The sequence below is a fragment of the Microcella sp. genome, assembly GCF_040286215.1.
GTDB lineage: Bacteria > Actinomycetota > Actinomycetes > Actinomycetales > Microbacteriaceae > Microcella.
In genome coordinates this window covers 161048-182341 of the sequence record NZ_JAVKCK010000013.1, presented here as the reverse complement: position 1 = coordinate 182341, position 21294 = coordinate 161048, and the positions used below count along the sequence as shown (strand labels likewise).

Annotated in this window: 17 protein-coding genes; 14 read left to right on the top strand and 3 right to left on the bottom strand. The window is 61.6% G+C overall.

The genetic code is table 11. From position 1 onward, the window contains the following. The first annotated feature begins 180 nt into the window (after window positions 1-180). From RJQ01_RS07085 to RJQ01_RS07075, 3 genes are all read left to right on the top strand, one after another. Window positions 181-2670, top strand: coding sequence for a ribonucleoside-diphosphate reductase subunit alpha (locus RJQ01_RS07085; protein ID WP_350476029.1), 2490 nt, complete (start codon window positions 181-183; stop codon window positions 2668-2670). 209 nt (window positions 2671-2879) lie between these two features. After that, window positions 2880-3863 carry a ribonucleotide-diphosphate reductase subunit beta gene (locus tag RJQ01_RS07080; RefSeq protein ID WP_350476028.1) on the top strand — a complete coding sequence of 328 codons (984 nt, stop codon included), beginning with the start codon at window positions 2880-2882 and terminating at the stop codon, window positions 3861-3863. A 58-nt stretch (window positions 3864-3921) separates the two neighbouring features. Further along, the gene (locus RJQ01_RS07075; RefSeq protein WP_350476027.1) at window positions 3922-5706 is read left to right on the top strand and encodes an amidohydrolase; all 1785 of its coding nucleotides are present in this window, start codon (window positions 3922-3924) and stop codon (window positions 5704-5706) included. Window positions 5707-6039: 333 nt separating this feature from the next. Here RJQ01_RS07075 and RJQ01_RS07070 read toward each other — a convergent pair whose 3' ends face one another. Then, a complete protein-coding gene (locus tag RJQ01_RS07070; protein ID WP_350476026.1) occupies window positions 6040-7305 on the bottom strand; it encodes an RNA polymerase sigma factor in 1266 nt (421 codons plus the stop codon). Beyond that, entirely contained in the window at window positions 7306-7668 is a 363-nt protein-coding gene (locus RJQ01_RS07065; protein WP_350476076.1) for a YciI family protein, read from the bottom strand. It lies immediately after the preceding gene. A gap of 726 nt (window positions 7669-8394) precedes the next feature. Here RJQ01_RS07065 and RJQ01_RS07060 point away from each other — a divergent pair. The 3 genes from RJQ01_RS07060 (at window position 8395) to RJQ01_RS07050 (ending at window position 10861) form a co-directional block, all read left to right on the top strand. Beyond that, window positions 8395-9237 (top strand): fumarylacetoacetate hydrolase family protein, encoded by an 843-nt coding sequence (locus tag RJQ01_RS07060; protein ID WP_350476025.1) that lies wholly within the window; start codon window positions 8395-8397, stop codon window positions 9235-9237. Between the two features lie 9 nt (window positions 9238-9246). After that, window positions 9247-9993 carry an SDR family NAD(P)-dependent oxidoreductase gene (locus tag RJQ01_RS07055; protein ID WP_350476024.1) on the top strand — a complete coding sequence of 249 codons (747 nt, stop codon included), beginning with the start codon at window positions 9247-9249 and terminating at the stop codon, window positions 9991-9993. 79 nt (window positions 9994-10072) lie between these two features. After that, complete coding sequence (locus RJQ01_RS07050; RefSeq protein ID WP_350476023.1) at window positions 10073-10861, top strand: IclR family transcriptional regulator; 789 nt, start codon at window positions 10073-10075, stop codon at window positions 10859-10861. A gap of 10 nt (window positions 10862-10871) precedes the next feature. On the opposite strand, the gene RJQ01_RS07045 is transcribed toward RJQ01_RS07050, so the two are convergent. Beyond that, window positions 10872-11840 (bottom strand): IS481 family transposase, encoded by a 969-nt coding sequence (locus RJQ01_RS07045; protein WP_350476022.1) that lies wholly within the window; start codon window positions 11838-11840, stop codon window positions 10872-10874. 723 nt (window positions 11841-12563) lie between these two features. Between RJQ01_RS07045 and RJQ01_RS07040 the strand changes: the two genes are divergently transcribed. From RJQ01_RS07040 to RJQ01_RS07005, 8 genes are all read left to right on the top strand, one after another. Beyond that, window positions 12564-13592 (top strand): substrate-binding domain-containing protein, encoded by a 1029-nt coding sequence (locus RJQ01_RS07040; protein ID WP_350476021.1) that lies wholly within the window; start codon window positions 12564-12566, stop codon window positions 13590-13592. A 142-nt stretch (window positions 13593-13734) separates the two neighbouring features. Continuing rightward, complete coding sequence (locus RJQ01_RS07035) at window positions 13735-15153, top strand: sugar ABC transporter ATP-binding protein (protein WP_350476020.1); 1419 nt, start codon at window positions 13735-13737, stop codon at window positions 15151-15153. Continuing rightward, entirely contained in the window at window positions 15150-16121 is a 972-nt protein-coding gene (locus tag RJQ01_RS07030) for an ABC transporter permease (RefSeq protein WP_350476019.1), read from the top strand. Before RJQ01_RS07035 ends, RJQ01_RS07030 begins: the two co-directional genes overlap by 4 nt. After that, window positions 16118-17107, top strand: coding sequence for an ABC transporter permease (locus RJQ01_RS07025; RefSeq protein WP_350476018.1), 990 nt, complete (start codon window positions 16118-16120; stop codon window positions 17105-17107). The genes RJQ01_RS07030 and RJQ01_RS07025 overlap by 4 nt, the downstream gene beginning before the upstream one ends. Then, window positions 17100-17513, top strand: coding sequence for a nuclear transport factor 2 family protein (locus tag RJQ01_RS07020; protein WP_350476017.1), 414 nt, complete (start codon window positions 17100-17102; stop codon window positions 17511-17513). Before RJQ01_RS07025 ends, RJQ01_RS07020 begins: the two co-directional genes overlap by 8 nt. After that, complete coding sequence (locus tag RJQ01_RS07015; protein ID WP_350476016.1) at window positions 17510-18481, top strand: NAD(P)-dependent oxidoreductase; 972 nt, start codon at window positions 17510-17512, stop codon at window positions 18479-18481. The genes RJQ01_RS07020 and RJQ01_RS07015 overlap by 4 nt, the downstream gene beginning before the upstream one ends. After that, entirely contained in the window at window positions 18478-19257 is a 780-nt protein-coding gene (locus RJQ01_RS07010) for an SDR family oxidoreductase (RefSeq protein WP_350476015.1), read from the top strand. The genes RJQ01_RS07015 and RJQ01_RS07010 overlap by 4 nt, the downstream gene beginning before the upstream one ends. Continuing rightward, window positions 19254-20153 carry an amidohydrolase family protein gene (locus tag RJQ01_RS07005; RefSeq protein WP_350476014.1) on the top strand — a complete coding sequence of 300 codons (900 nt, stop codon included), beginning with the start codon at window positions 19254-19256 and terminating at the stop codon, window positions 20151-20153. The genes RJQ01_RS07010 and RJQ01_RS07005 overlap by 4 nt, the downstream gene beginning before the upstream one ends. Window positions 20154-21294 lie beyond the last annotated feature (1141 nt).

Sequence of the window (21294 nt, the reverse complement as noted above, 5' to 3'; positions counted from 1 at the left end):
TGGACGACACGCCCACAAGATGTTGGGTGCCGATCCGGCGTGGCACCCGATATATAGTGATCACACCGTGCGCCGGGGGAAGGCGTGCAGAGCCCGGAATTCCGGGCTTTTTCCGACCGTGGAGGCTGTGTTGCACGAGAGCGACGCGGCAGGCACTTGCGAAACACTGAGGGAGCACACGTGAGCATCACCGTTGTCAAGCGCGATGGAGCGCGGGAGGCGTACGACGCCAACAAGATCAACCTCGCCATCGAGCATGCCGCGCAGGGCCTCGACGACAACATCACGTGGGTGACGCAGATCGCGAGCGAGCTCGAGCTCACTCTGTTCGACGGCATCACGACTCAGCAGCTCGACGAGGCCGTCATCCAGGTGGCCCTGCAGAACGTCAAGGACGACCCGGCCTTCGACACCGTCGCCGCGCGCCTCCTTCTCAAGACGATCTACAAGCGCGTGCTCGGCGACTACGACAACGCTGACGAGCTGCGTGAACTCCACCGCACGCACTTCGCCGCCTACATCCAGCGGGGCGTGAGCGAGAACCTGCTCGACTCGCGGTTCCCTGATGCTTTCGACCTCGAGACCCTCGCGGAAGCCCTCGACCCCTCGCACGACGACCTGCTCAAGTACATCGGTGTCGTGACGCTCAACAACCGCTACGGCATCAAGGCGCGCAACGGCCAGCCCCTCGAGACTCCGCAGTACTTCTGGATGCGCGTGGCCATGGGCCTCTCGCTCAACGAGGCCGACCCCACGAGCCACGCGATCGCGTTCTACCGGAAGATGTCGGCGCTCGAGTACCTCGCCGCGGGGTCGACGCTCGTCAATGCGGGCACGAGCTACCCCCAGCTCTCCAACTGCTTCGTGATGGAGATGCAGGACGACATCGAGCACATCGCCAAGAGCGTGCGCGACGTCATGTGGCTCACGAAGGGCACCGGCGGCATCGGTCTCTCGGTGACCAAGCTTCGCGCGCAGGGCTCGCCCATCCGCTCCAACAACACGACCTCCACCGGGCCGATCCCCTTCATGCACACGATCGACTCGGTATTGCGCGCCGTCAGTCGCGGCGGCAAGAAGTTCGGCGCCCTGTGCTTCTACATGGAGAACTGGCACATGGACTTCCCGGAGTTCCTCGACCTGCGCCAGAACTCCGGTGACCCCTACCGCCGTACGCGCACTGCCAACACGGCCGTGTGGATCAGCGACGAGTTCATGAAGCGCGTGCAGAACGATGAGGAGTGGTACCTCTTCGACCCGCTCGAGGTGAGCGACCTCAACGAGCTGTACGGCAAGGAGTTCTCGGCGCGCTACGCCGAATACATCGCGATGGCCGAGCGCGGCGAGCTGCACATGTTCAAGAAGATCGGAGCGCGCGAGCAGTTCAAGCAGATCCTCATCTCGCTGCAGTCCTCGAGCCACCCGTGGCTTACGTGGAAGGACACGATCAACAACCGCGCGATCAACAACAACACGGGCACGATCCACCTCTCGAACCTGTGCACTGAGATCTGCCTGCCGCAGGACCGCGACAACATCTCGGTCTGCAACCTCGCCTCCATCAACCTCAGCCGTCACATCGTGGATGGCCGGCTCGACTACGCGAAGATCGCCGAGAGCGCCCGGCTCGCCGTGCGGCAGCTCGACAACCTCATTGACATCACGGTGTCGAGCGTCGACGAGGCCGACCACGCCAACACCACCAACCGCGCGATCGGCCTCGGCGTGATGGGCTTCACCGACGTCGTCGAGAAGCTCGGCTACTCGTACGACTCGGAGGAGGCTTTCGACCTCATCGACGAGATCATGGAGCACGTCTCCTACGCGGCGATCGACGAGTCGGCCGAGCTCGCGAAGGAGCGCGGCTCGTACGACAACTTCGCCGGGTCTCGCTGGTCGCAGGGCCTCGTGCCGCTCGACACGATCGACCTCACCGAGGCCGACCGCGGCGTCGAGGTGCAGGTCAACCGCACGACGCGCCTCGACTGGGACGCCCTGCGCGCGAAGGTCAAGGGCGGCATGCGCAACGCGACCCTTATGGCCATCGCGCCGACGGCATCCATCGGCCTCGTCGCTGGCACGACCCCCGGCCTCGACCCGCAGTTCTCGCAGATCTTCAGCCGCTCCACGAGCTCGGGCAAGTTCCTCGAGGTCAATAGGAACCTCGTCGAGACATTGCGCGAGCGCGGACTGTGGGAGTCGGTGCGGGAGTCGATCCTGCGCAGCCAGGGCGACATCCAGGGCATCAGCGCGATACCCGACGACGTGAAGGCCACCTACAAGACGAGCTTCCAGCTCTCGCCGTACGCCTTCCTCGAAGTCGCCGCTCGGGCGCAGAAGTGGATCGACCAGGCCATCAGCCGCAACATGTACCTCGAGACGCGCGACGTCGACGAGATGGTCAACATCTACTCGGCCGCGTGGAAGAAGGGCGTCAAGACGACGTACTACCTGCACATGAAGCCCCGTCACACTGCCGAGCAGTCGACCGTCAAGGTCAACAAGTCGGAGACCGTCGGCGGTGACGGCTCGAGCACGAGGCGCAAGGGATTCGGTGCGGCGTCCGGCGGCTCGGCCGCACCGGCGAGCACCGAGACCGAGACCGTCGGCGCCTCCGCGCCGAAGCGCGGCTTCGGCTTCGGCGGCGCGGGAAAGTCGGCGGAGTCCTGATGCCCATCCGAAGGCTGCGCGGCCCCCAGGCTTCCGGAGGGACGACGGGCGAGGTGGACTACCTCGTGCCGATCGACCCGATGGACGAGTTGCACTGCGAGAGCTGCCAGTAGGCGCAGCGCTCGGCACGAGCATCCACCCCTGTTTGCTCCCTATTCACCCGCACCGGCCACCGGTGCACAGACGACAAGAAAGACGAGTCACCGACCATGGGCATTCTCGGCACCGGCATCCAGGAGGGCTTGCTGCTCAAGCCCGTCACCTACAAGTGGGCGATGGAGCTGTACGACCAGGCGGTCGCCAACACGTGGTTCCCCAACGAGGTTCAGCTCGGCGAAGACATCGCCGACTTCAAGAAGATGACCGATGAAGAGCGCCACGCGATCACGTTCCTCATGAGTTACTTCAACCCCAACGAGCTGCTCGTCAACAAGGCTCTCGCATTCGGCGTCTACCCCTACATCAACGCTCCCGAGGCGCACCTGTACCTCGCGAAGCAGATGTGGGAGGAAGCGAACCACTGCATGAGCTTCGAGTACGTGCTCGAGACCTTCCCCATCGATCGCACGGCCGCCTACGACTCGCACGTGAGCGTGCCGTCGATGGCGCGCAAGGAAGAGTTCGAGGTCAAGTTCATCCGCCGCATGACGGAAGACACGCTCGACATCACGACGACGGAGGGCAAGCAGGACTTCATCCGCAACCTCGTCGCCTACAACGTGATCCTCGAAGGCATCTGGTTCTACTCGGGCTTCATGGTCGCCCTGTCGTTCCGCCAGCGGAACCTGCTGCGCAACTTCGGCTCGCTCGTCGACTGGATCGTGCGCGACGAGAGCCTGCACCTCAAGTTCGGCATCAACCTGATTCTCACGGTGCTCGAAGAGAACGAAGACTTGCAGACGGAGGAGTTCGCGAACGAGATCCGCCAGATGATCCTCGACGCCGTCGAGATGGAGGAGCAGTACAACCACGACCTCCTGCCCAACGGCATCCTGGGCCTCAACGCCAACTACATCAACCAGTACGTCAAGTACCTGGCCGACCGTCGCCTTGAAGAGCTCGGCTTCGAGACGGAGTACAACGTGACCAACCCGGCCAAGTGGATGGCGACCGCGAACGACACCCTGCAGCTCGTGAACTTCTTCGAGTCGACGAACACGTCGTACGAGGTCAACGCCAAGACCTCGGCGTGAGGTCGAGTATCTGAGCCCCGGCGTCTCCGCCCTTTCCCCACCCCCGAGACCGCGGCCCGTGCCCCACGCAGATCTGCTCTTCACCGGAGGAGTGGTCTACGCGGGGCCGGGCCGCGGGTCTGTTCCCGAGGCTCTCGAGGTCGCCGTCGTCGACGGGCGCGTCGCCGCAATCGACACCGACCTGGGCGAGTGGCGCGGGGCGGAGACCGAGGTCATCGACCTCGCGGGCGGGATGCTGCACGCCGGGTTCGTCGATGCGCACATCCACCCCATCCAGGGCGGGCTCGAACGACTCGGGTGCGACCTCACCTCGGGGTCGACCGCGGGAGAGTACCTCGAGATCATCGCGCGGCATGCGGCGGAGCATCCCGCTCGTGCCGACGTCGCGGGCAGCGAGTGGATCACCGGCGGCGGGTGGAGCATGAGCGCATTCCCTGGGGGCACGCCCACCGCCGAGGCGCTCGACGCCGTGGTACCCGACCGGCCCGTGCTGCTGTTCAACCGAGACCACCACGGGGCGTGGGCCAACTCGGCGGCGCTGCGCGTGGCCGGAGTGGACGCGTCGACGCCCGACCCGGCGGACGGGCGCATCGAGCGCGATGCCGAGGGCCGAGCCACGGGAACGCTGCACGAAGGGGCGACTCGACTCGTCTCGGCCTTCACTCCGCCGACGACCACGGAGGACGAGCGCGCTGCACTGCTGGAGGCGCAGCGCTACCTGCACTCAGTCGGAGTGACCGGCTGGCAGGACGCGATCGTCGGGTCCTACTTCGGCGCCTCCGACACGGCCCTCATCTACGCGGGCGCGCTCGAGAGCGGCGAGCTCACCGCCGACGTCGTCGGCGCCCTGTGGTGGGATCGCGACCGTGGCATCGAGCAGGTACCCGAGCTCGTCGCCCGGCGCGATGCCCTCGCCGCGCGCCTCGGGCCGGCCGCCCGTTTTCGCCTGACCGCCGTCAAGATCATGGCCGACGGTGTCGTCGAGAATGGCACGGCCTCGATGCTAGAGCCCTACGTCGGCCCCTTCGGAGCGGGTGAGCACCCGCGCGGCCTCGCCTTCGTGGGAGGGAAGCGCCTCACCGACGCGATTATCGCCCTCGACGCGGCGGGTATGTCGGTGCACGTGCACACGATCGGCGATCGCGCCGTGCGGGAGACGCTCGACGCCTTTCTGGCGGCCCGGTCGGCCAACGACTGGTCGGCCCGCAGCCCGGTAGACCCTCGGCGCCATCATCTTGCCCACCTCCAGTTTGTGCACCCCGACGACGCCGCGCGGTTTGCCGAGATCGGGGTGACGGCGAACGCGCAGGCGGTGTGGGCGTGCAACGAGCCCCAGGTGCGCGACCTGACCCTGCCCGTCGTGGGCGCTGAGCGTGGTGCGCAGCAATATCCGTTCGCGAGCATTCTGCGCGCGCGGGGTGCGCAGGGTTCGGAGGGTGCGCAGACGCCGGCCGCTGCCGCGGGGCCGGATGCTCGGCCCCTACTGTGCGCGGGTAGCGACTGGCCCGTCTCGACGCCCGACCCGTGGCAGGCGATCCACGTCGCGGTGAACCGCCGTCTGCCCGCCGACGACCCCGCGTACGACGCGGAACCGCTTCTCGCCCACGAGGCACTGACGCTGGCCGGGGCGCTCGACGCCTACACGGCGGGCTCGTCGTGGATCAACGGCCGCGGGCCGGGCGACGCGACACCCACGGGCGTCATCACGGTCGGGGCTGTCGCGGACCTCGCGGCGACCGACCGCGACCCGTTCGCGGGGCCCGCGGAGAGCATCCACGCCACGCGCTGCGTCGGCACCTGGGTCGCCGGGCGTCGCGTCAGCGGTGGATCGCCGAGCTCATGAGCGCCTGATCGTTCGACTCGTCGCCGATGATCCTGAAACGGGCGCGCAACTGGGGAGTTGACTTGGGATTGCTCTCACGGCTCACAAGGTGGTCGCGCGAGAGAGCACTCGCCGTAGTCTCGATAAGCGCCGGGGCGATGGTTTACTAGGTGGTGGTGTTTTGATCGCAGGCAATAGTTGGCGCATCGCCGTGGCTCAGATTCCGGCTCCCACTCACCGAAGACTTGAGACAGCCTTTCGAGACTCGACAGCCGGGCGTGTCGTCGGCTCCGCGACGGGTCTCAATAGACGATCGTCTATTGAGACTTGGAGTTTCGCGTTGGCGTGCCCTCGTCACTCTCCTTCCGTAGCGGCGATGCGTCGCCCAAGGTGTGCCAGCTCCGACGGGCTGCGCGTGTGCTCAGTTGCGGCACGGAAAGCACTACGCGCCTCCTCCCTGTCGCCAATCTGCAACAAGAACTCACCGCGAGTAGCGTGAAAGAGGTGGTACTTCTCTAGGCCCTGAATCCCGTCAACGAGATCGAGCCCAGCCTGCGCGCCCTCGATCTTCGAGACTGCGACGGCCTGATTCAGGGTCGCCAGCGGAGAGGGCGTCATGTGCTGGAGGTGCCCATAGAGCCTCGCAATGTCACCCCAGCGCGTATCCGCGGCGCTGGCTGAGTTGGCGTGGTGCCACGCAATAATGGCCTGCACCTGAAACTGACCTGGCTTCATGTGCGAGATCGCCAGCGTGACCAAGTTATTCGCCTCATGGATCATGTCTCGGTCCCAGAGTGAGCGGTCCTGCTGTTCAAGCAGCACAAGGTCCCCTGCGGGAGAGAGACGACTCGCTTGTCTCGCGGCAGTGAACAGCTCGAGGCTCAGCAGGCCGAGCACCTCCGGATTGCTGGGTGCCAGGTTAGACACAACTCGGGTGAGCCGAATTGCCTCGTCCATGAGATCGATCCGGAGTGGCATTATTCTGTCTCCGCGGCTGAGGTATCCCTCATTGAACACGAGATAGAGAACATTGAGCACTGCTTCTATGCGGTCCTCGATGTTCCTAGGGATGCTCAAAGGAATTCTGGCGCTGCTGATCTTGCGCTTTCCTCGCACGATCCTCTGCGCGAGAGTTGGCTCCGGCAGCAGAAAGGCCGACGCAATCTCGTGAGTCGTCAATCCACCGACCAACCTGAGCGTCAGCGCGACCTGCGTGTCGATCTCCAAGGCGGGGTGGCAGCACAACAGAATGAGGCGCAGTCGCTCGTCAACCACTTCCCCATGATCAGTGATCATCAGTTCGACATCCGCGGACGGATCCTGTTCGGCGACCAACTCTGGGGCGGCCGAGATGGTCCGCCGGTGGGCGCTGGCATTACGGCGGAGCCGATCAATGGCGCGATTGCGTGCCGTTGTCAGTAGCCAGGCGGCCGGATTGTCAGGAATGCCTCCGAGTTTCCAATGCTCCAAGGCTTCGACGAGGGCGTCCTGAACGGCGTCATCAACGAGATCTAGATCGCCGAAACGGCGGGCGAGCAGGGCGACAACACGTCCACGGTCTTCCCGTGCCAACGTGGTGAGCGCCGCGGCGATTGCGTCGCCCTGCTCGTCCTCTATCACCTATCCGAGGTGCGCATCCGGCCGGAACGACAGAGGTCGCACCTCGATTGCGGCATCCCCAGCGGGTATCTCCCCGGCCAACTGCAACGCCTCGTCGAGGTCCTCCGCCCGAATCACGTAGTAGCCCCCGAGCTGCTCCTTGGTTTCAGCGTAAGGCCCGTCCACGATTCGGGGGGCGGCGCCCCCGGCGGTCACGTGCACGGTCGTCGCTGTCGCTGTCGGCTGCAGACTTGCGCCGGCAATCCAATGCCCGCCGTCCATCAGCTTCTGGTTGTACTGCCCATACAACGCGAGCATCTCGTTGAATTCGTCGCTGCCCGGCTGAGGGCCATCGCCGTTCTCGTCTGTATGGATCAGAATCATGTATTCCACTGGAGTCAACTTTCTTGGTCGTTGCAAACCGCCCTTTGCGATCCGCTACCTAGATGACGCAACCCTGCCGGAAAATCGACAGCCGTGCGCACAGATTGTCCTGCAATTCATCGCCTTGGCTTGTGTTCCTAGTTGTTCACTCGGGAAGCGGAGCTTTCAGGAGTGGTTCGGTGTCGGCTCGAAACCCTGGAACTACTCATACTCAGAGGTCTTCCCCAACGTCCGTCTGTGGGCGGCAAGGCTCATGCGGCAGGCGCGAGCGAGTTGGCGCTGGAGCGCTCGGGCACCGGCCACTATGTGCTTTCTTTGAGGCGTCTTGTAAGGCTGGACTCGCGCCAGGAGACTGCCAGTCACGCATACTCTTGAGCAGGTCAAGTTGTCACCGATTCCTTCCTCACACCCGTCAGGGCTACCCGGTGGGCAACGTCCCAACCCGGGTGTTGGGCCGAGGCGCAAAGTCCGGCGACGCGACTTTGACAAAACTTTCGCATTCGTTTCTATCTCGGTCACCTGAGGAAAGGCGACTGAAGAGTGCGCGGCCAGCGCCGAGTCGCGATGCGTCCAGTTTGACCGGTGAGGCGATCCAAACTAACCTGTTCACTATAGTGGGCAATAGTTCAATATGTTGAACAAGCCGGGCCCTCCGCCGAGATCCGTGCGACGACGCAGTGCCCATGTTTACATTCGTCGCCCAGCATGAAACGACCTTAGGAAGAAATGAAGCTTGCGCGTCTAGGCCCAGTGGGAGCCGAGGTCCCTGTTCTCGTCGATGGAGACTCGATTCTTGATCTTCGAGGTGTTGTTGAGGATATTGGTCCGCGGGCACTCTCGCCCGAGGGCCTGCAAGAAATTAGGGATGCGAAGAATTCCCTACCGTCCTTCAAGAGTGCCGCGGGGGCGCGGGTCGGCGCGCCGATCTCTCGTCCTGGAGCGGTTTATTGCATTGGCATGAACTATGCGGCACATGCCGCCGAGTCAGGGGCGGAACCTCCGCGGAAGCCGATCATGTTCTTAAAGCCCCCGAACACGGTCGTTGGAGCATACGACTCGGTAGAGATTCCAAGAAGGAGCCTCCGTACGGACTGGGAGGTGGAGCTGGCGGTTGTCATCGGCTCACGTGCTCTGTACCTGGACTCTCAGGAAGACGCCGCCGCGTGTATCGCCGGCTATGCGCTGGCCAATGACATTTCAGAGCGCGAGTTTCAACTCGAATTGTCGGGAGGTCAGTGGAGCAAGGGCAAGTCGTCTCCCGGATTCACTCCGCTTGGGCCTTGGCTCGTGACGGCCGACGAAGTAGACCCCTCTCGGCTTGACCTTCGTAGCAGTGTGAATGGAGAGGCTCGTCAGGCTTCCTCGACCTCCGATCTCATCTTCTCGGTTGAGTACATCGTGTGCTATCTGAGTCAATTCGCAGCGCTTGACCCGGGTGACGTGATTCTCACTGGCACTCCCGATGGAGTAGCGCTCTCCGGACGCTTCCCTTACCTCGTTGCTGGCGACGTAGTTGATCTTGAGATTCCCGGCCTGGGGCACCAGCGCCAGGTATTTGGGCAAGCATAGGAGAAGAAAATGGAGTTCGAAGGGCGAAAGGCCATCGTCACTGGAGGAGCCTCCGGCATCGGCCTGTCAGTAGTGCAGCGGTTCATTGAGGGCGGTGCAGTGGTCACTGTTCTCGACCTGAATCCCGACGGGGCACCGAGCCGAGCCTTCGTCGAGGTCGCTGATGTGTCGAACCCCGTCTCGGTTTGCACCGCCGTCGACGTTGCCGCAGCCAAAATGGGTGGTATTGACATCGTTGTCAACAACGCGGGTATCGGGGCGGTCGGATCGATCGAAGAACTGGACGAGCACGAGTGGGCCCGCGTCTTCAGCGTCAATGTGACGAGCATCGCGAGAGTAACCGGGGCGGCCTTGTCCTACTTGCGCAATTCGGACGCCGCGGCGGTGGTGAATATTTCGTCGATAGCGGCCTCGGTCGGGCTGCAAGACCGCGCCCTGTACAGCGCGTCCAAGGGTGCAGTCTCAGCTCTTACGCGGGCGATGGCTGCAGACCACTTGACCGACGGAGTGCGGGTGAACTCTGTCAATCCTGGGACGGTCAATACCCCGTGGGTCACGCGCCTTCTGGAGAGTTCGGATGATCCCGATTCGGCCGGGGCCGCCCTCTTGAACCGGCAGCCCCATGGGCGCCTCGTCGAGCCTCAAGAGGTGGCCGAGGCTGTTGCGTATCTAGCCAGTCCGTTTAGCGGTTCGACTACCGGTGCAAACATCGCCGTTGACGGCGGGATGGATGGACTACGTCTTCGGGCCAGGTGACCGATTGATCGCGCCGACTGGAGCGCGCGCGTGACCAATGTCTTCGACCGAATAGGCTCTAAGGATGAGGTGTGCGTAGATGAAGCTGCTTGATCCTGGTGACCAAGCCGGGTTTGCCCCAGTGCCCGCAATAGTTCGGGCCGTCGCAGTACTTGACTATGTGGCGTCCAAGAACCTTCCGGTGCGCCTGAGTTCCCTCAGCAAGGATCTAGGGCTTCCAAAGAGCAGCACCTTGGGAATCTGCAGAACCCTTGTGGCTGAGGGGCTCTTGTCCCAGGACTCAAGGCGGGAATACAGCATCGGAATACGCGTTGTGCGGCTTGCCGGACGTCACCTGGCGGGTCTCGACCTCGCGCAGGTGTTCCACCGAATGCTTGACTCGCGTCCGCCTCTTCAGAACACATTGCAGTTGGCGGTCTTGGACGGAAGCCATGTCGTATACCTGGCGCGTAGAGAACCAGCGAACGGGTTGCGCTTGCCGTCGACAACCGGCCGCGCATTGCCGGCGTCCACGACATCTGTAGGCAAAGCTCTCTTAGCGCATGTCGACTCCGACCGCATTCGATCCCTGTACCCGACGGACGACGACTTACCTCGAAGCACGCCAAGGAGCAAGTCAACACTTCCTGACCTGATTGAAGAGCTTCGACTCACGCGCGAACGGGGCTACTCAATCGACCGAAGTGAGACTGTGCACGGCGTTCTTGCGGTCGGGGCGCCGATATTCTCCCTTGGAGATTCAAGTCCCGTTGGCGCCGTCAGTCTCGCGGCTGCAGACGAAGGCGCAGTTGAAGCGGGTCAGCTAGAGACGATGGGCGCAGAAGTCCTCAATATTGCCCGCGACATTTCTGCCCTCCTCGGCGGCTAGTTGTACCCGGTCAGGACTTTGGTGTCAGTCGGCTGATCGGGGGTTGGCCTCCGAGTGCTGAGTGGCGTCGTCGATTGTTGTAGTGCTCTAGCCATGGGTCAAGAGCCGCTGCGCGCTCGGCGTTGGTGGTGAAGGCGTGCCGGTATGCCCACTCGGTTTGCAGGGTGCGGTTGAAGCGTTCGGCCTTGCCGTTCTGCCACGGGCAGTGGGGGCGTATGAACACCTGCCGGATCCCGCGGGCGGCGCAGATCTCACGGAGGGAGAATCGGTAGGCCCACGCGTTGTCGGTCATCAGCCGTTGAACGTGGGTGATGCCGTGGGCGGCGAAGTAGTCCAACGCCCTGGTCAGGAACGCCTGGCACGTGGCGCCTTTCTCATCGGGCAGGACCTCGGAATACGCCAGGCGGGTGCAGTCGTCCACGAGCGAGTGGACGTAGTCGTAGCCGATGGGGGTGCGTTTGCGTGCAGCGGTGGAGCCCATCGCTCGACCGTGAACTTTCCAGCCACCACCGTCGGGGATGCGGCCCAGCTTCTTCACGTCCATATGAGCCAGCTCGCCAGGCAGTTCACGTTCGTAGCGGACCGAAGTCTGCTTGGAGGAGCGGATCACCTCTCCGGTGATGGGGTCCAGAGCTGACAGCGGTGGCAGGCCGTGGCGCCTGATCACGCGAGAGACCGTTCTGGGAGCGATGCCGGTGCGAGCAGCGATCTCGTCACGCCCCAGACGCTCACTCGTGCGCAGCTGCACGATGACCGATTCGGCTGCCGCCGGCAGTCGCGACGGCGACGTGAGTGGCCGGGTCGAGCGGTCGTGCAGGCCAGGCAGTCCCTCGGCTGCAAAGCGTGCCAACCAATAGCGGACAGTCTTGCGAGAGCACCCCATAGCCGCAGCGATATGGGCCTGCGCCCAGCCGGCTTGGCGGCGATGAATGATCAGCAGCCTGATGTGGACGGTCAGGTGCGCATTAGCGTGGGACATGAGGACCTCCGTGCGGTCGTAGAGACGTCAGATATCTCCACTAAGCCCGGAGGTCCTCCTGTTTCACAAGACCGAAATCGGCACCAAAGTCATGGCCGGGTACAGCTAGTGGGGACTGCTCACGTGCTGCATGTCGTCTGTCCGAACGAGAGACTCTCGGCCTTCACGCAGAGTTGGCCTGGCGTACCTTCGCACATGTCGCCGAGAGCAGAGTCCCAGCCCGACGGCGCAGTTGTTTTTCAAGTGCCGAGCACGCTCCGCAGCTGGAAACCGGCCCGTGAGGTCTAAGCGATAGCGGTTCGGAGGTCGGGATACCGAGCGGGTCGGCCATCCGAACAAGTCAAACGGTTCGGCGACGCCAGCCTCCTATTCGAGCCGAGAAAACGGTATCCGTCGTGCATGAGTCAAAATCGGTCGCCTCTCCGTGCGAATGCGTAGCAAGAAGGAAAGAACGAGAGCATTCGTGCGGATGAACCCACCTTCGTCTGCGCTGCAACCGCCCTTCGCCGGTCGTGCTTGTGGATGATTGCTGTCCGCTCCTTTGCTACGGGCTGTGATTCTCCTAGAAAACCCGCGCGCCCCCCGTACGCGTCATGGCGCCCGCGCTCGACCACTTGGGCGCTGGGCGGTGCATCTTGACTAGAGGCATCCGTGCCGCTAATGTCGAATTGGTCGATATATCGACTTCACATTCAACATACTGAACACGTCAAGGGAGACAAAGTGCGCAAGAAGCTGAAAATCAGCGTCGCCAGTGCCGCGGCCATGGCCCTCTTACTCGCGGGTTGTAGCAACGCAATGGACACGCCCGACGAACAGGGTTCCCCTGAGTCGCCGGACATCAATGCCCTCTTCATTCCATACAACACCGGGAACCCTTATTTCGATCGCCTCGGTTTCGGCATGGAGGAAGAGGCGGAAATCCTGGGAGGGTCCTACAGTACGGACGGACCGGCCGTCGCTGGCCCAACCGCTCAATTGCCGTTCATAGCTGACGGGCTCGCTCGAGGCGTGAACGTCATCGGAATCTATGCAAACGATCCGGCTGCCATGACGCCACAACTCTCCGCAGCTAGGGCTGATGGCGTAGCGATCCTGGCCCTTGGAGCAGATATCGAAGCTGCTGCTCGCGATGCCGCAATCCTAGCCACAGACAACGACCTTGTTGGGCCAGCGCTCGTGGATGTAATGGCTGAAGAGATTAACTTCGCGGGACAGATTGCCATTCTCAGCGGCACTCCGGAGTCGCCTGACCACACCTACTGGATTGCCGGAATCGAGGAGTACCTCAAGGATCCGAAGTTCTCAGACATCGAAGTTGTGGAGATTGCCTACGGAAACGATGTTCCGGAGCAGGCTCTTGGTGAGGCAAACGCGCTGCTCACGAAGTACCCGGATCTTGCTGGAATCATCGGCGTCACAACTGTGGCAGTTTCTCAGGCAGCTCAAGCAGTTTCGACCGCAAACCTCAGCGGTGACGTGGCCGTGACGGGGCTCGGGCTCCCGAACCAGATGACGCCGTACTTGGAAGACGGAACAGTCAATGAATTCCTTCTTTGGGACCCGGCCGACATGGGCAGAATCGCATCTTGCCTGGGCGACGCCATCATCTCAGGCACTATTGTCGCTGAGCCGGGAGCAGAATTCGACTGCGGGGAGTTTGGAAGCCGCGTAATTCTTGACGATGGCTCGGTAATCGCGGGCGATCTGATCAGCTTCACGGCTGCCAACGTCGCGGAGTTCGACTTCTAGTCGAATCACCGCACGCCTGGTCCGCGCTCCACAGCAACTGAAACGGAATGACATGACTGACTCGGTATCATTTGCGCCGCTGAGTGTACTTGAGGCCAGGGGCTTGCATAAGTCCTTTGGCGCGACCCGAGCAGTCCGTGGCGTGGATCTCGTGCTCAAATCGGGCGAGATCCACGCCGCGCTTGGAGAGAATGGCGCTGGAAAGTCGACACTTATCAAAATGCTGTCTGGATCACTGTTGCCGGACGACGGCAGTGTCTACCTGGAGTCCGAACCTGTTCGGTTCTCGTCCCCTCGTGATGCGCTCCGGGCAGGCATCTCAACCATCTACCAAGAGGTCGCCTCCTTTGAGGGGTTGACCGTGGCTGAGCAGATTTCGGTTGGAAAATGGCCCACGAAGCGAGGACTACTGTCGGCGCGAGCAATGCACGAAAGCGCGCGGGAAGTACTGTCGGAGCTGGCTCCAGCGCTCAAGACAAGCCAACTCATGAGCTCTCTTTCGTTGGCTGATCGCCAACTGGTCGAGATCTGTGCAGCGGTGGCTAGGGGCACCAGAGTCCTGATCATGGACGAAGCGACTGCATCATTGAGCGCGCATGAAGCAAACCGGCTCTACGAACTTGCCCGCAAGATGGCCGACCGAGGATGCGCAGTAGCGATGATCACTCACCGTTTCGAAGAAGTCATGTCCCACGCTGACACCTACACCGTGTTGCGCGACGGAAGGTTGATCGAGACCGGCCAAATCACCGACACCTCCGAGGCTCAGTTGATCGAGCTCATGGCGGGCGTCGAAGTGGAAACAAGTGTGTCTCCGGACCGCAACTTGGGTCCAACGCTCATTTCTGTGGAGGGATTGTCACGCGAAGAAGAGTACGAGAACATCTCATTCGAGGTTCGAGAAGGCGAGATAGTCGGTCTGGCTGGGTTGGTCGGAGCGGGTCGAACAGAGATTGGCGAGACAATTGCGGGCTGGCGAGCCGCTGACGCCGGCGCAGTGATCTGCGACGGGACTGAACTCAAGAACGGCTCACGAAATGCAGCTGCTCGTGCAGGTGTCTCCTACTTACCCGAAGACCGGGCCAGACACGGTCTTGTCCTAGCAGCGTCGGTGTCTACGAATCTCACGGTCGAGGTCTTGGGAAAGATCTCGTGGTGGGGCCTCATCCAACGAAGAATTGAACGCGCCATCGCGAAGAGACGAATGCAGCTCCTGTCCATCAGCGCGCGTACCCCGTCCCAGAGGACATCGGAGCTAAGCGGCGGAAATCAGCAAAAGGTGGCTATTGGCAGGCGCCTTGAGTCGATGCCCAGAGTACTCATACTCGACGAACCCACCCGCGGTGTAGACATTCGGAAGAAGCACGAAATTCACGACATCGTCCGAGACTTGGCGAGCGGCGGAGCTGCGATAGTCATTATTTCCTCGGATTTTCCCGAGCTCGCGCTTCTCAGCGACCGAGTCGAAGTGATTTTCAGAGGCAAACAAGTCGCGAAGTTCTCTGCGCCAGTCGACGCGTCTGCGCTCCTAGACACGGCAATGCGGGGAGGAGCATCGTGATTCGCCGAATCAGGCCCATCACCGTCATTCTGACCGCGAGCCTTGTCGCCGCGATCCTTCTGATCGCGATTTTCGTCCCGACTGTCTTCTCGGGTCAGAACCTAGCCAACCTCGCTCTAGCGAGTTCCATAACGATGATTGCGGCAACGGGTCAAACACTCGTTCTGATGTCACGGAACCTCGACCTTTCTCAAGGAGCGATGGTCATGTTGGTCGCGCTGTCCACAGGGATGATTCACGGTGCAACCGGTGCTCCGATCGCGCTCCTGTTGCCATTCGCTATCCTGCTGGGCGCATTGCTCGGCGCTGTCAACGGGTTCATCGTCGCCTATCTGGCGGTGCCGTCCATTATCGCCACATTGGGGACGGCAGGAGTATTCCGAGGTATCGGCTTCTTCGTCGCGGATGGAAGTCAAGTCTCACGAAATGATCTGCCGGTTGACCTCATAGAGTTCGCAAAACTCCAAGTGCTATCTGTCCCTGCACCGTTCTACCTCGCGATACTCATCGCCGCAGCCTTTGTAATAATCTCGCGAAGCACAGTGCCCGGAAGAACGCTCGTTGCCGTCGGATACAATGAACCTGCGGCACGTCTCAGAGGAATAGCAACTAAGCCGGTGATAGTTTCCGCATTCGTCCTAAGCGGGGTCCTTTGCGGCGCCGCGGCACTACTCTTCGCAGGAATATTCGGCAACGTGAATCCTTCAGACGCCACCGGTCTCGAGCTTCAGACAATAGCTGCCGCAATTATTGGCGGCACGAGCATTGCTGGTGGCAAAGGAAACTTCATTGGAACAGCGCTCGGAGCGTTGCTGCTCGCACTGATTCTCAACGTTCTGAGAATAAGCGATATTGACCCTCTTTGGCAGCTTGCGATTCAGGGGCTGGTAATTCTGGTCGCTGCTACGATCGCGCACCGATCCAGCGGAATGCGCGGACGTGTCAAGAAAGAGATGGTGTCGCTGTGAAATTCCTGAGGTCTTTCGCGGCACGGCCGGAATTCGGGGCCCTAGTGCTCCTGCCGATTGCGTTTCTCTCAGCATCTCTGATGTCCCCGTTCTTCTTCGTCGGGGAAAATCTTGCGAACGGCTTCGTGCAATATACGGAGCTGGGACTTCTTGCACTTGGCCTCACGTTTGTCATCATTTCGGGCCATATTGACCTCTCCGTAGCTTCAATACTGGCTCTCAGCGGGGTCGCTCTGGGAAGGTCCTTGCAGGCAGGATGGCCCGTGGAGGTCGCGGTGTTACTCACGTTGGCTGTTGGCCTATCGTGTGGCCTCGTAAACGCCATTCTTGTAACACGAACTGGACTCACTTCGCTAATTGTTACTTTGGGTACCTTTGCTCTCTTCGGCGGGATTGCCCAGGGGCTAGTCGGCTACTCGTCGATTGGCGAACTCCCCGAGAGTTTCGTGGGAGTCGACCGCCTACTGTTCGTGGGCATTCCATTGCCTATATGGATCTTCGCGGTGTGCGCGATAGCTGCAGCGGTCTTGTTGCACGGTTCGGTTGCTGGACGAAAAATGGTTCTCACGGGGATGAATGCCGAAGCCGCTCGATATGCGGAAATCAACACCGCGCGGGTGGAGTACTGGGTGTTCGCCCTTTCCGGCTTGATGGCCGGGCTCGCGGCAGTCCTGCTTGTTTCGCGGAGTGGTGTAGTCGTGTACAACTTGGCCAGTGGCTACGAACTCACGGCGATCACGATTGTCGTGGTCGGGGGCGCGTCCATTTACGGTGGTAGCGGCAGTATTTTGGGCACGGTCTCGGCACTGGTCCTCATCGCCACTTTGCAACGCGGCATGAGCCTCGCGGGAATCGCGGCACCGCTGCAGCTCGTCGTGATTGGCGTTCTCCTAATTGGTTCGATCGCGGGTCAGTCCATCTTCAGAATTGTGCGGACACGAGTTAATTCATCTAGAAAGAGTGGGAGCATTCCGATTGATGCATGACAGCCTTATTGACGTGGCGCGGCGCTATTGGGCAGCCGAAGAGAGCCGAGACACGACCCAGATCCTAGCGTTTTTCCATAAAGCAGCGACATGGAGGGGCCCGGGGGGTCTCCTCCGCGGCCACGATGAGATTGGAACGTATTATCAAGCTTCCTGTGTCGCTTATCCTGGGCTGAAGGTTGAGATTGTCGGATGGCACGGTTCTTCAGTGGAAGGTGCGATTCGTTGGCGCGCATTGTTTACGGCTCCCACGGGGGAGCTATCTGAACTCGAAGGTGTCAACATCATGCGAGTCGAGGACGGGTTGATCGCGTCACTGCACGCGTTCTTCGATCCTTCACAACTTTCCCGCCCGATGGCCCGCACTCAACCTTCGGGAGATCAACTTTCTGGGCGTGCGTCATGAGTGATCTGCAGGTGTTGAGTTCACAGGTGTTGCTGGTGGATGGTCGCTACCACGATTACGTGCTCGAGAGGTCCGTAATCGAGAGTGCAGGAGGAGCATTGATTGAGAGCGGCCGCCATCCTGTCTCCGAGCAAGAGGTCCTGGACTTGCCGGGACTGGCAGATGCAAGTGTGCTGCTCGTTGAACTAGCCCCGATCACAGCTGCGGTCTTGGAAGCCGCCAAGAGTTGTGTTGCCGTCGTCCGGTACGGCACAGGCCTCGACAACGTCGATCTCGATGCGGCGCGCTTGGCCGGTGTCGCGGTGGAAAGCGTCCCCGGCTATGCGGCCGCCTCCGTCTCAGAGCATGCATTGCTGCTGCTGTTGGCGACTGCTCGCCGGTTAAGGGCGAATACTGATCGCGTCTCTCGGGGTGAATGGCGGCCTGCCGATCTTGAGTTGCGCCCCATGGGATTAGAGGGAAGGGTGCTGGGGGTGTTCGGCATGGGTGCGATCGGCAGGGCGCTCGCGCAGCGCGCCTCTGCGTTCGGGATGAAGGTTCTTGCCACGGACCCGAATGTTGCGCAGTCGGCCGCCGGCGGCGTCGTGGAGATGGTTTCGGATCTGCAATTGCTCAGTGAGTCTGACTACATTTCGCTACACCTACCGCTCACGCCCGAGACACAGGGGATGGTGAACGCGGATTGGCTGTCGACCTGCAAGAAGGGTATGACCCTAATCAATACGGCGCGCGGTGGCCTCATCGATGAATCAGCCCTGCTCGACGCTATCGATTCGGGTCACATCGGGTTTGCTGCTCTAGACGTGTCGATCGAGGAGCCCCTCCCTCTCGACCACCGATTTCGACAGCACCCTCGTGTGCTGTTCACGCCGCACATTGCTTTCTGGTCTGATCAGGCAGAACACGAACTAAGGAATTCTGTGGCAGCTATGGCTGCAAGCCACGTTAGGGAGGTCGTGTTGAGATGATTGAGCCGCAGTGGACTGGCAAGCGCGGGATCATTACGGGGTCAAGTTCGGGAATCGGTGCAGCAACGGCGGCACATCTCACGCGACTAGGTGCACACGTCGTCGGAGTCGCGCGTGGGGATCAGGACAGAACATCCGATTCCTGCAGAAGCGGATTCTTCAGTGCCGTGTCTGGCGACGTGAGCGATGCAGACACGCGAAGAAAGGCGATCGAGCTCGCGGCACCAGAAGGCAAGTTGGACTTTCTGGTCAACAACGCTGCCGTTTTCCTGCTCGCTGGGAAGGACGCGACACGGGCGCAATGGATGCGCACTCTCGAGGTGAACCTCGTGAGCGTTGCAGAATGGACGGCTGACGCCGCACCGTTTCTTGCTGCTGGGTCGGCAGGGGCGGTCGTCAACATCTCGAGCATCAGCGCGCACGTCGCTCAGGCTTCCCGATGGACCTACAACTCGGCCAAAGGCGGACTCAACGAGCTAACTCGTTGCCAAGCGCTTGACCTTGCTCCGGTGCGCGTCAATTCTGTTAGCCCCGGATGGATCTGGACTGAGGTCCTGGATGAGGCTGCGGGTGGGGACCGAGAGAAATGGGAGAAGGTGTGGGGGGCATATGCGCCGCTGTTGCGTTGTGGCGAGCCTGAAGAGATCGCCTTCGCGATCGAGTTCCTGTTGAGTGACCGTGCATCTTTCATTACCGGCACTGACCTTGCCGTGGATGGTGGGTATTTGGCGGCCGGGCCTGAGGGGCCGTCCGTCTTGGCGCTCGATCGAGGATGAGCGTACCTGTTCTTGATGCGCACTTCCACGTGTGGGATACGGCGCGTGTGTCCTATCCGTGGGTAGAAGCTGCGCAAGCTCAACCACAGTGGTTTCTGGGAGGACGAAAGCTGCCTAGGAAGTACCTCCTCGAGGACTACCAGCGGGAGTGGAGTCCCCTCAACGTAGAACCGTTCGTGCACGTTGAGGCTGGCGCGGCGCCAGAGTCCTCGGTCGCTGAGACGGAGTTTTTGACAGACGAGCTCGATCGAGGCACTCCCATGCGCAAGGTTGTCTCGGCTGGACTGACGCGCCGGGACTTAGAGGATGTATTGGCGGCCCATCAAGCCCACGCCGGCGTAGTCGGCGTGCGAGATATAGTGACTTGGGACCTGGACGGGCGCTACTCGTTCGTGGCCGACGACCTGCTTTCCAGGGAAGACTGGCGCAGTGGTCTTCGGGTACTGGAACGCCTCGACCTCAGCTTTGACATGCAGATTCTTCCTAGCCAGGTGCAAGCCGCTGTGATTCTCGCAGGGCAGTTTCCATCGTTGAGGTTTGTCGTCAATCACGCCGGCTTGCCGCACTTCGCCAACAATGATCAGTCGGCCCTTTGGCGATCTAGCCTTGTTGCTCTTGGAGCGCATGAGAACATTGCGATTAAGGCCGGCGGCTTCTCCATGATGAACAACGAACTGACATCAGCGATCGTCGAGGATGCTTTGTGGCAGATGCTGGACGCGTTCGGGCCGAGACGGGTTATGGTCGGCACCAACTCCCCGGTGGAGTCGACCAGGCACTCGCCACATGTCTTCATCGACGGACTCAACCGTTTTCTTGGTTCCCTTGCGCCCCTTGAGTCAGCGGCTATTGCTGCTGAAAACGTCACGGAGTGGTATCGATCAGGGACCCTGTAGGCCGAGCGCCGCGAGTCGTGGAGTGCGGAGGCGGACGAGAGCAAGATGCCGCGGCATGGGTATCCACTGTCCATGACCGAGGCGCTCATGCATGGGGGAAGGACCCCCAGATGATTCTCAAGGGACGCGAAGTGACCTCGTTGGGAATCGAGGGTTTGGGCTCCCAAGCTCAGCGGATTGTGCGCTCCTGGTAGACCAAGAAGGGACAAGTGCTCACTGCGATGTCGAAGGAGCTGGACCTGCAAATTGAGTGCGTAGGGCTCGACGACACGAACACCTTGTTGGATGACGTCGGAGAGTCGCTAAGTAGTGTTCTGCGTGCGCTCTTGAGTGACGAGAGGCGTTCGATCGTTGAGTGGTTATCGCGCTCGAGGAGCGAGGGTGAGGTCGGAATGTCGATTTCGCGAGTTGCGGAAGAGCTTGAATCGACGAGATTCAGCGCATCGCGACACTTGCGGATACTGCGTGAGTGCGGAGTAGTTACTGCCACTCGCCGGGGGACGGCGAAGATCTACTCATTGCGCATCGAGTCATTGTGGTGTGTTGAGGATTGGATCCTTTCGATCACGACCGCTCAGGGCAGCAGTTCGAACTGAGCTGTCCGCATCTCGTGGCCGCATCCGGTCTTCGGGATGCCCTGCCCGAGCTGCCCGTGGCATGCCGCCGTCGCTTGCGCAGGCAGGGGTGCTTCACCGAGTTGGAGTTGCGCTAGGTCGTCAACAGCGGCCTGCTCGTGGGGTCCACAACACGGTCGCTGCGGGCGCTGCGTCGCAGCAGGCCCGCAAGTGGTGGGCGGGCGAGATCGCCTTTATCGCCAAGTCCCGGAATACTGAACCGGGATTGCTCATGACCCCGCCCACGTGGCCGAGTCGGTTGCTCTCTTCGAGTCGGGCTCCGTGAACGACCGACTGGCCCGATGGGCGCTCGAGGGTGTTATCGATAGGAGGGCACGCCCGCCGAGGTCGTTGCTGGCCTGGGCCTCGAGGTCGTCTCTGACGAGGTTGCCCTCATGGCTGCGGTCGATGCGGCGCTCGCACAGCAGCCGACGTGCCCGTGCGGATCCGCGACGTCGAGGTGCAAGCCGCCGGCGCCGTCATTGGTGCAGTGATGAAGGCCATATGGGTGGCAAGGCTGATGCTGC

Excerpts from the sequence above, each read along its gene's own strand:
- RJQ01_RS07080 (WP_350476028.1), top strand. The coding sequence starts at position 2,880 with ATGGGCATTCTCGGCACCGGCATCCAGGAGGGCTTGCTGCTCAAGCCC.
- RJQ01_RS07055 (WP_350476024.1), top strand. The coding sequence starts at position 9,247 with ATGGAGTTCGAAGGGCGAAAGGCCATCGTCACTGGAGGAGCCTCCGGC.
- RJQ01_RS07050 (WP_350476023.1), top strand. The coding sequence starts at position 10,073 with ATGAAGCTGCTTGATCCTGGTGACCAAGCCGGGTTTGCCCCAGTGCCC.
- RJQ01_RS07045 (WP_350476022.1), bottom strand. The coding sequence starts at position 11,840 with ATGTCCCACGCTAATGCGCACCTGACCGTCCACATCAGGCTGCTGATC.
- RJQ01_RS07020 (WP_350476017.1), top strand. The coding sequence starts at position 17,100 with ATGCATGACAGCCTTATTGACGTGGCGCGGCGCTATTGGGCAGCCGAA.
- RJQ01_RS07010 (WP_350476015.1), top strand. The coding sequence starts at position 18,478 with ATGATTGAGCCGCAGTGGACTGGCAAGCGCGGGATCATTACGGGGTCA.
- RJQ01_RS07065 (WP_350476076.1), bottom strand. The coding sequence starts at position 7,668 with ATGATTCTGATCCATACAGACGAGAACGGCGATGGCCCTCAGCCGGGC.
- RJQ01_RS07015 (WP_350476016.1), top strand. The coding sequence starts at position 17,510 with ATGAGTGATCTGCAGGTGTTGAGTTCACAGGTGTTGCTGGTGGATGGT.
- RJQ01_RS07060 (WP_350476025.1), top strand. The coding sequence starts at position 8,395 with ATGAAGCTTGCGCGTCTAGGCCCAGTGGGAGCCGAGGTCCCTGTTCTC.
- RJQ01_RS07005 (WP_350476014.1), top strand. The coding sequence starts at position 19,254 with ATGAGCGTACCTGTTCTTGATGCGCACTTCCACGTGTGGGATACGGCG.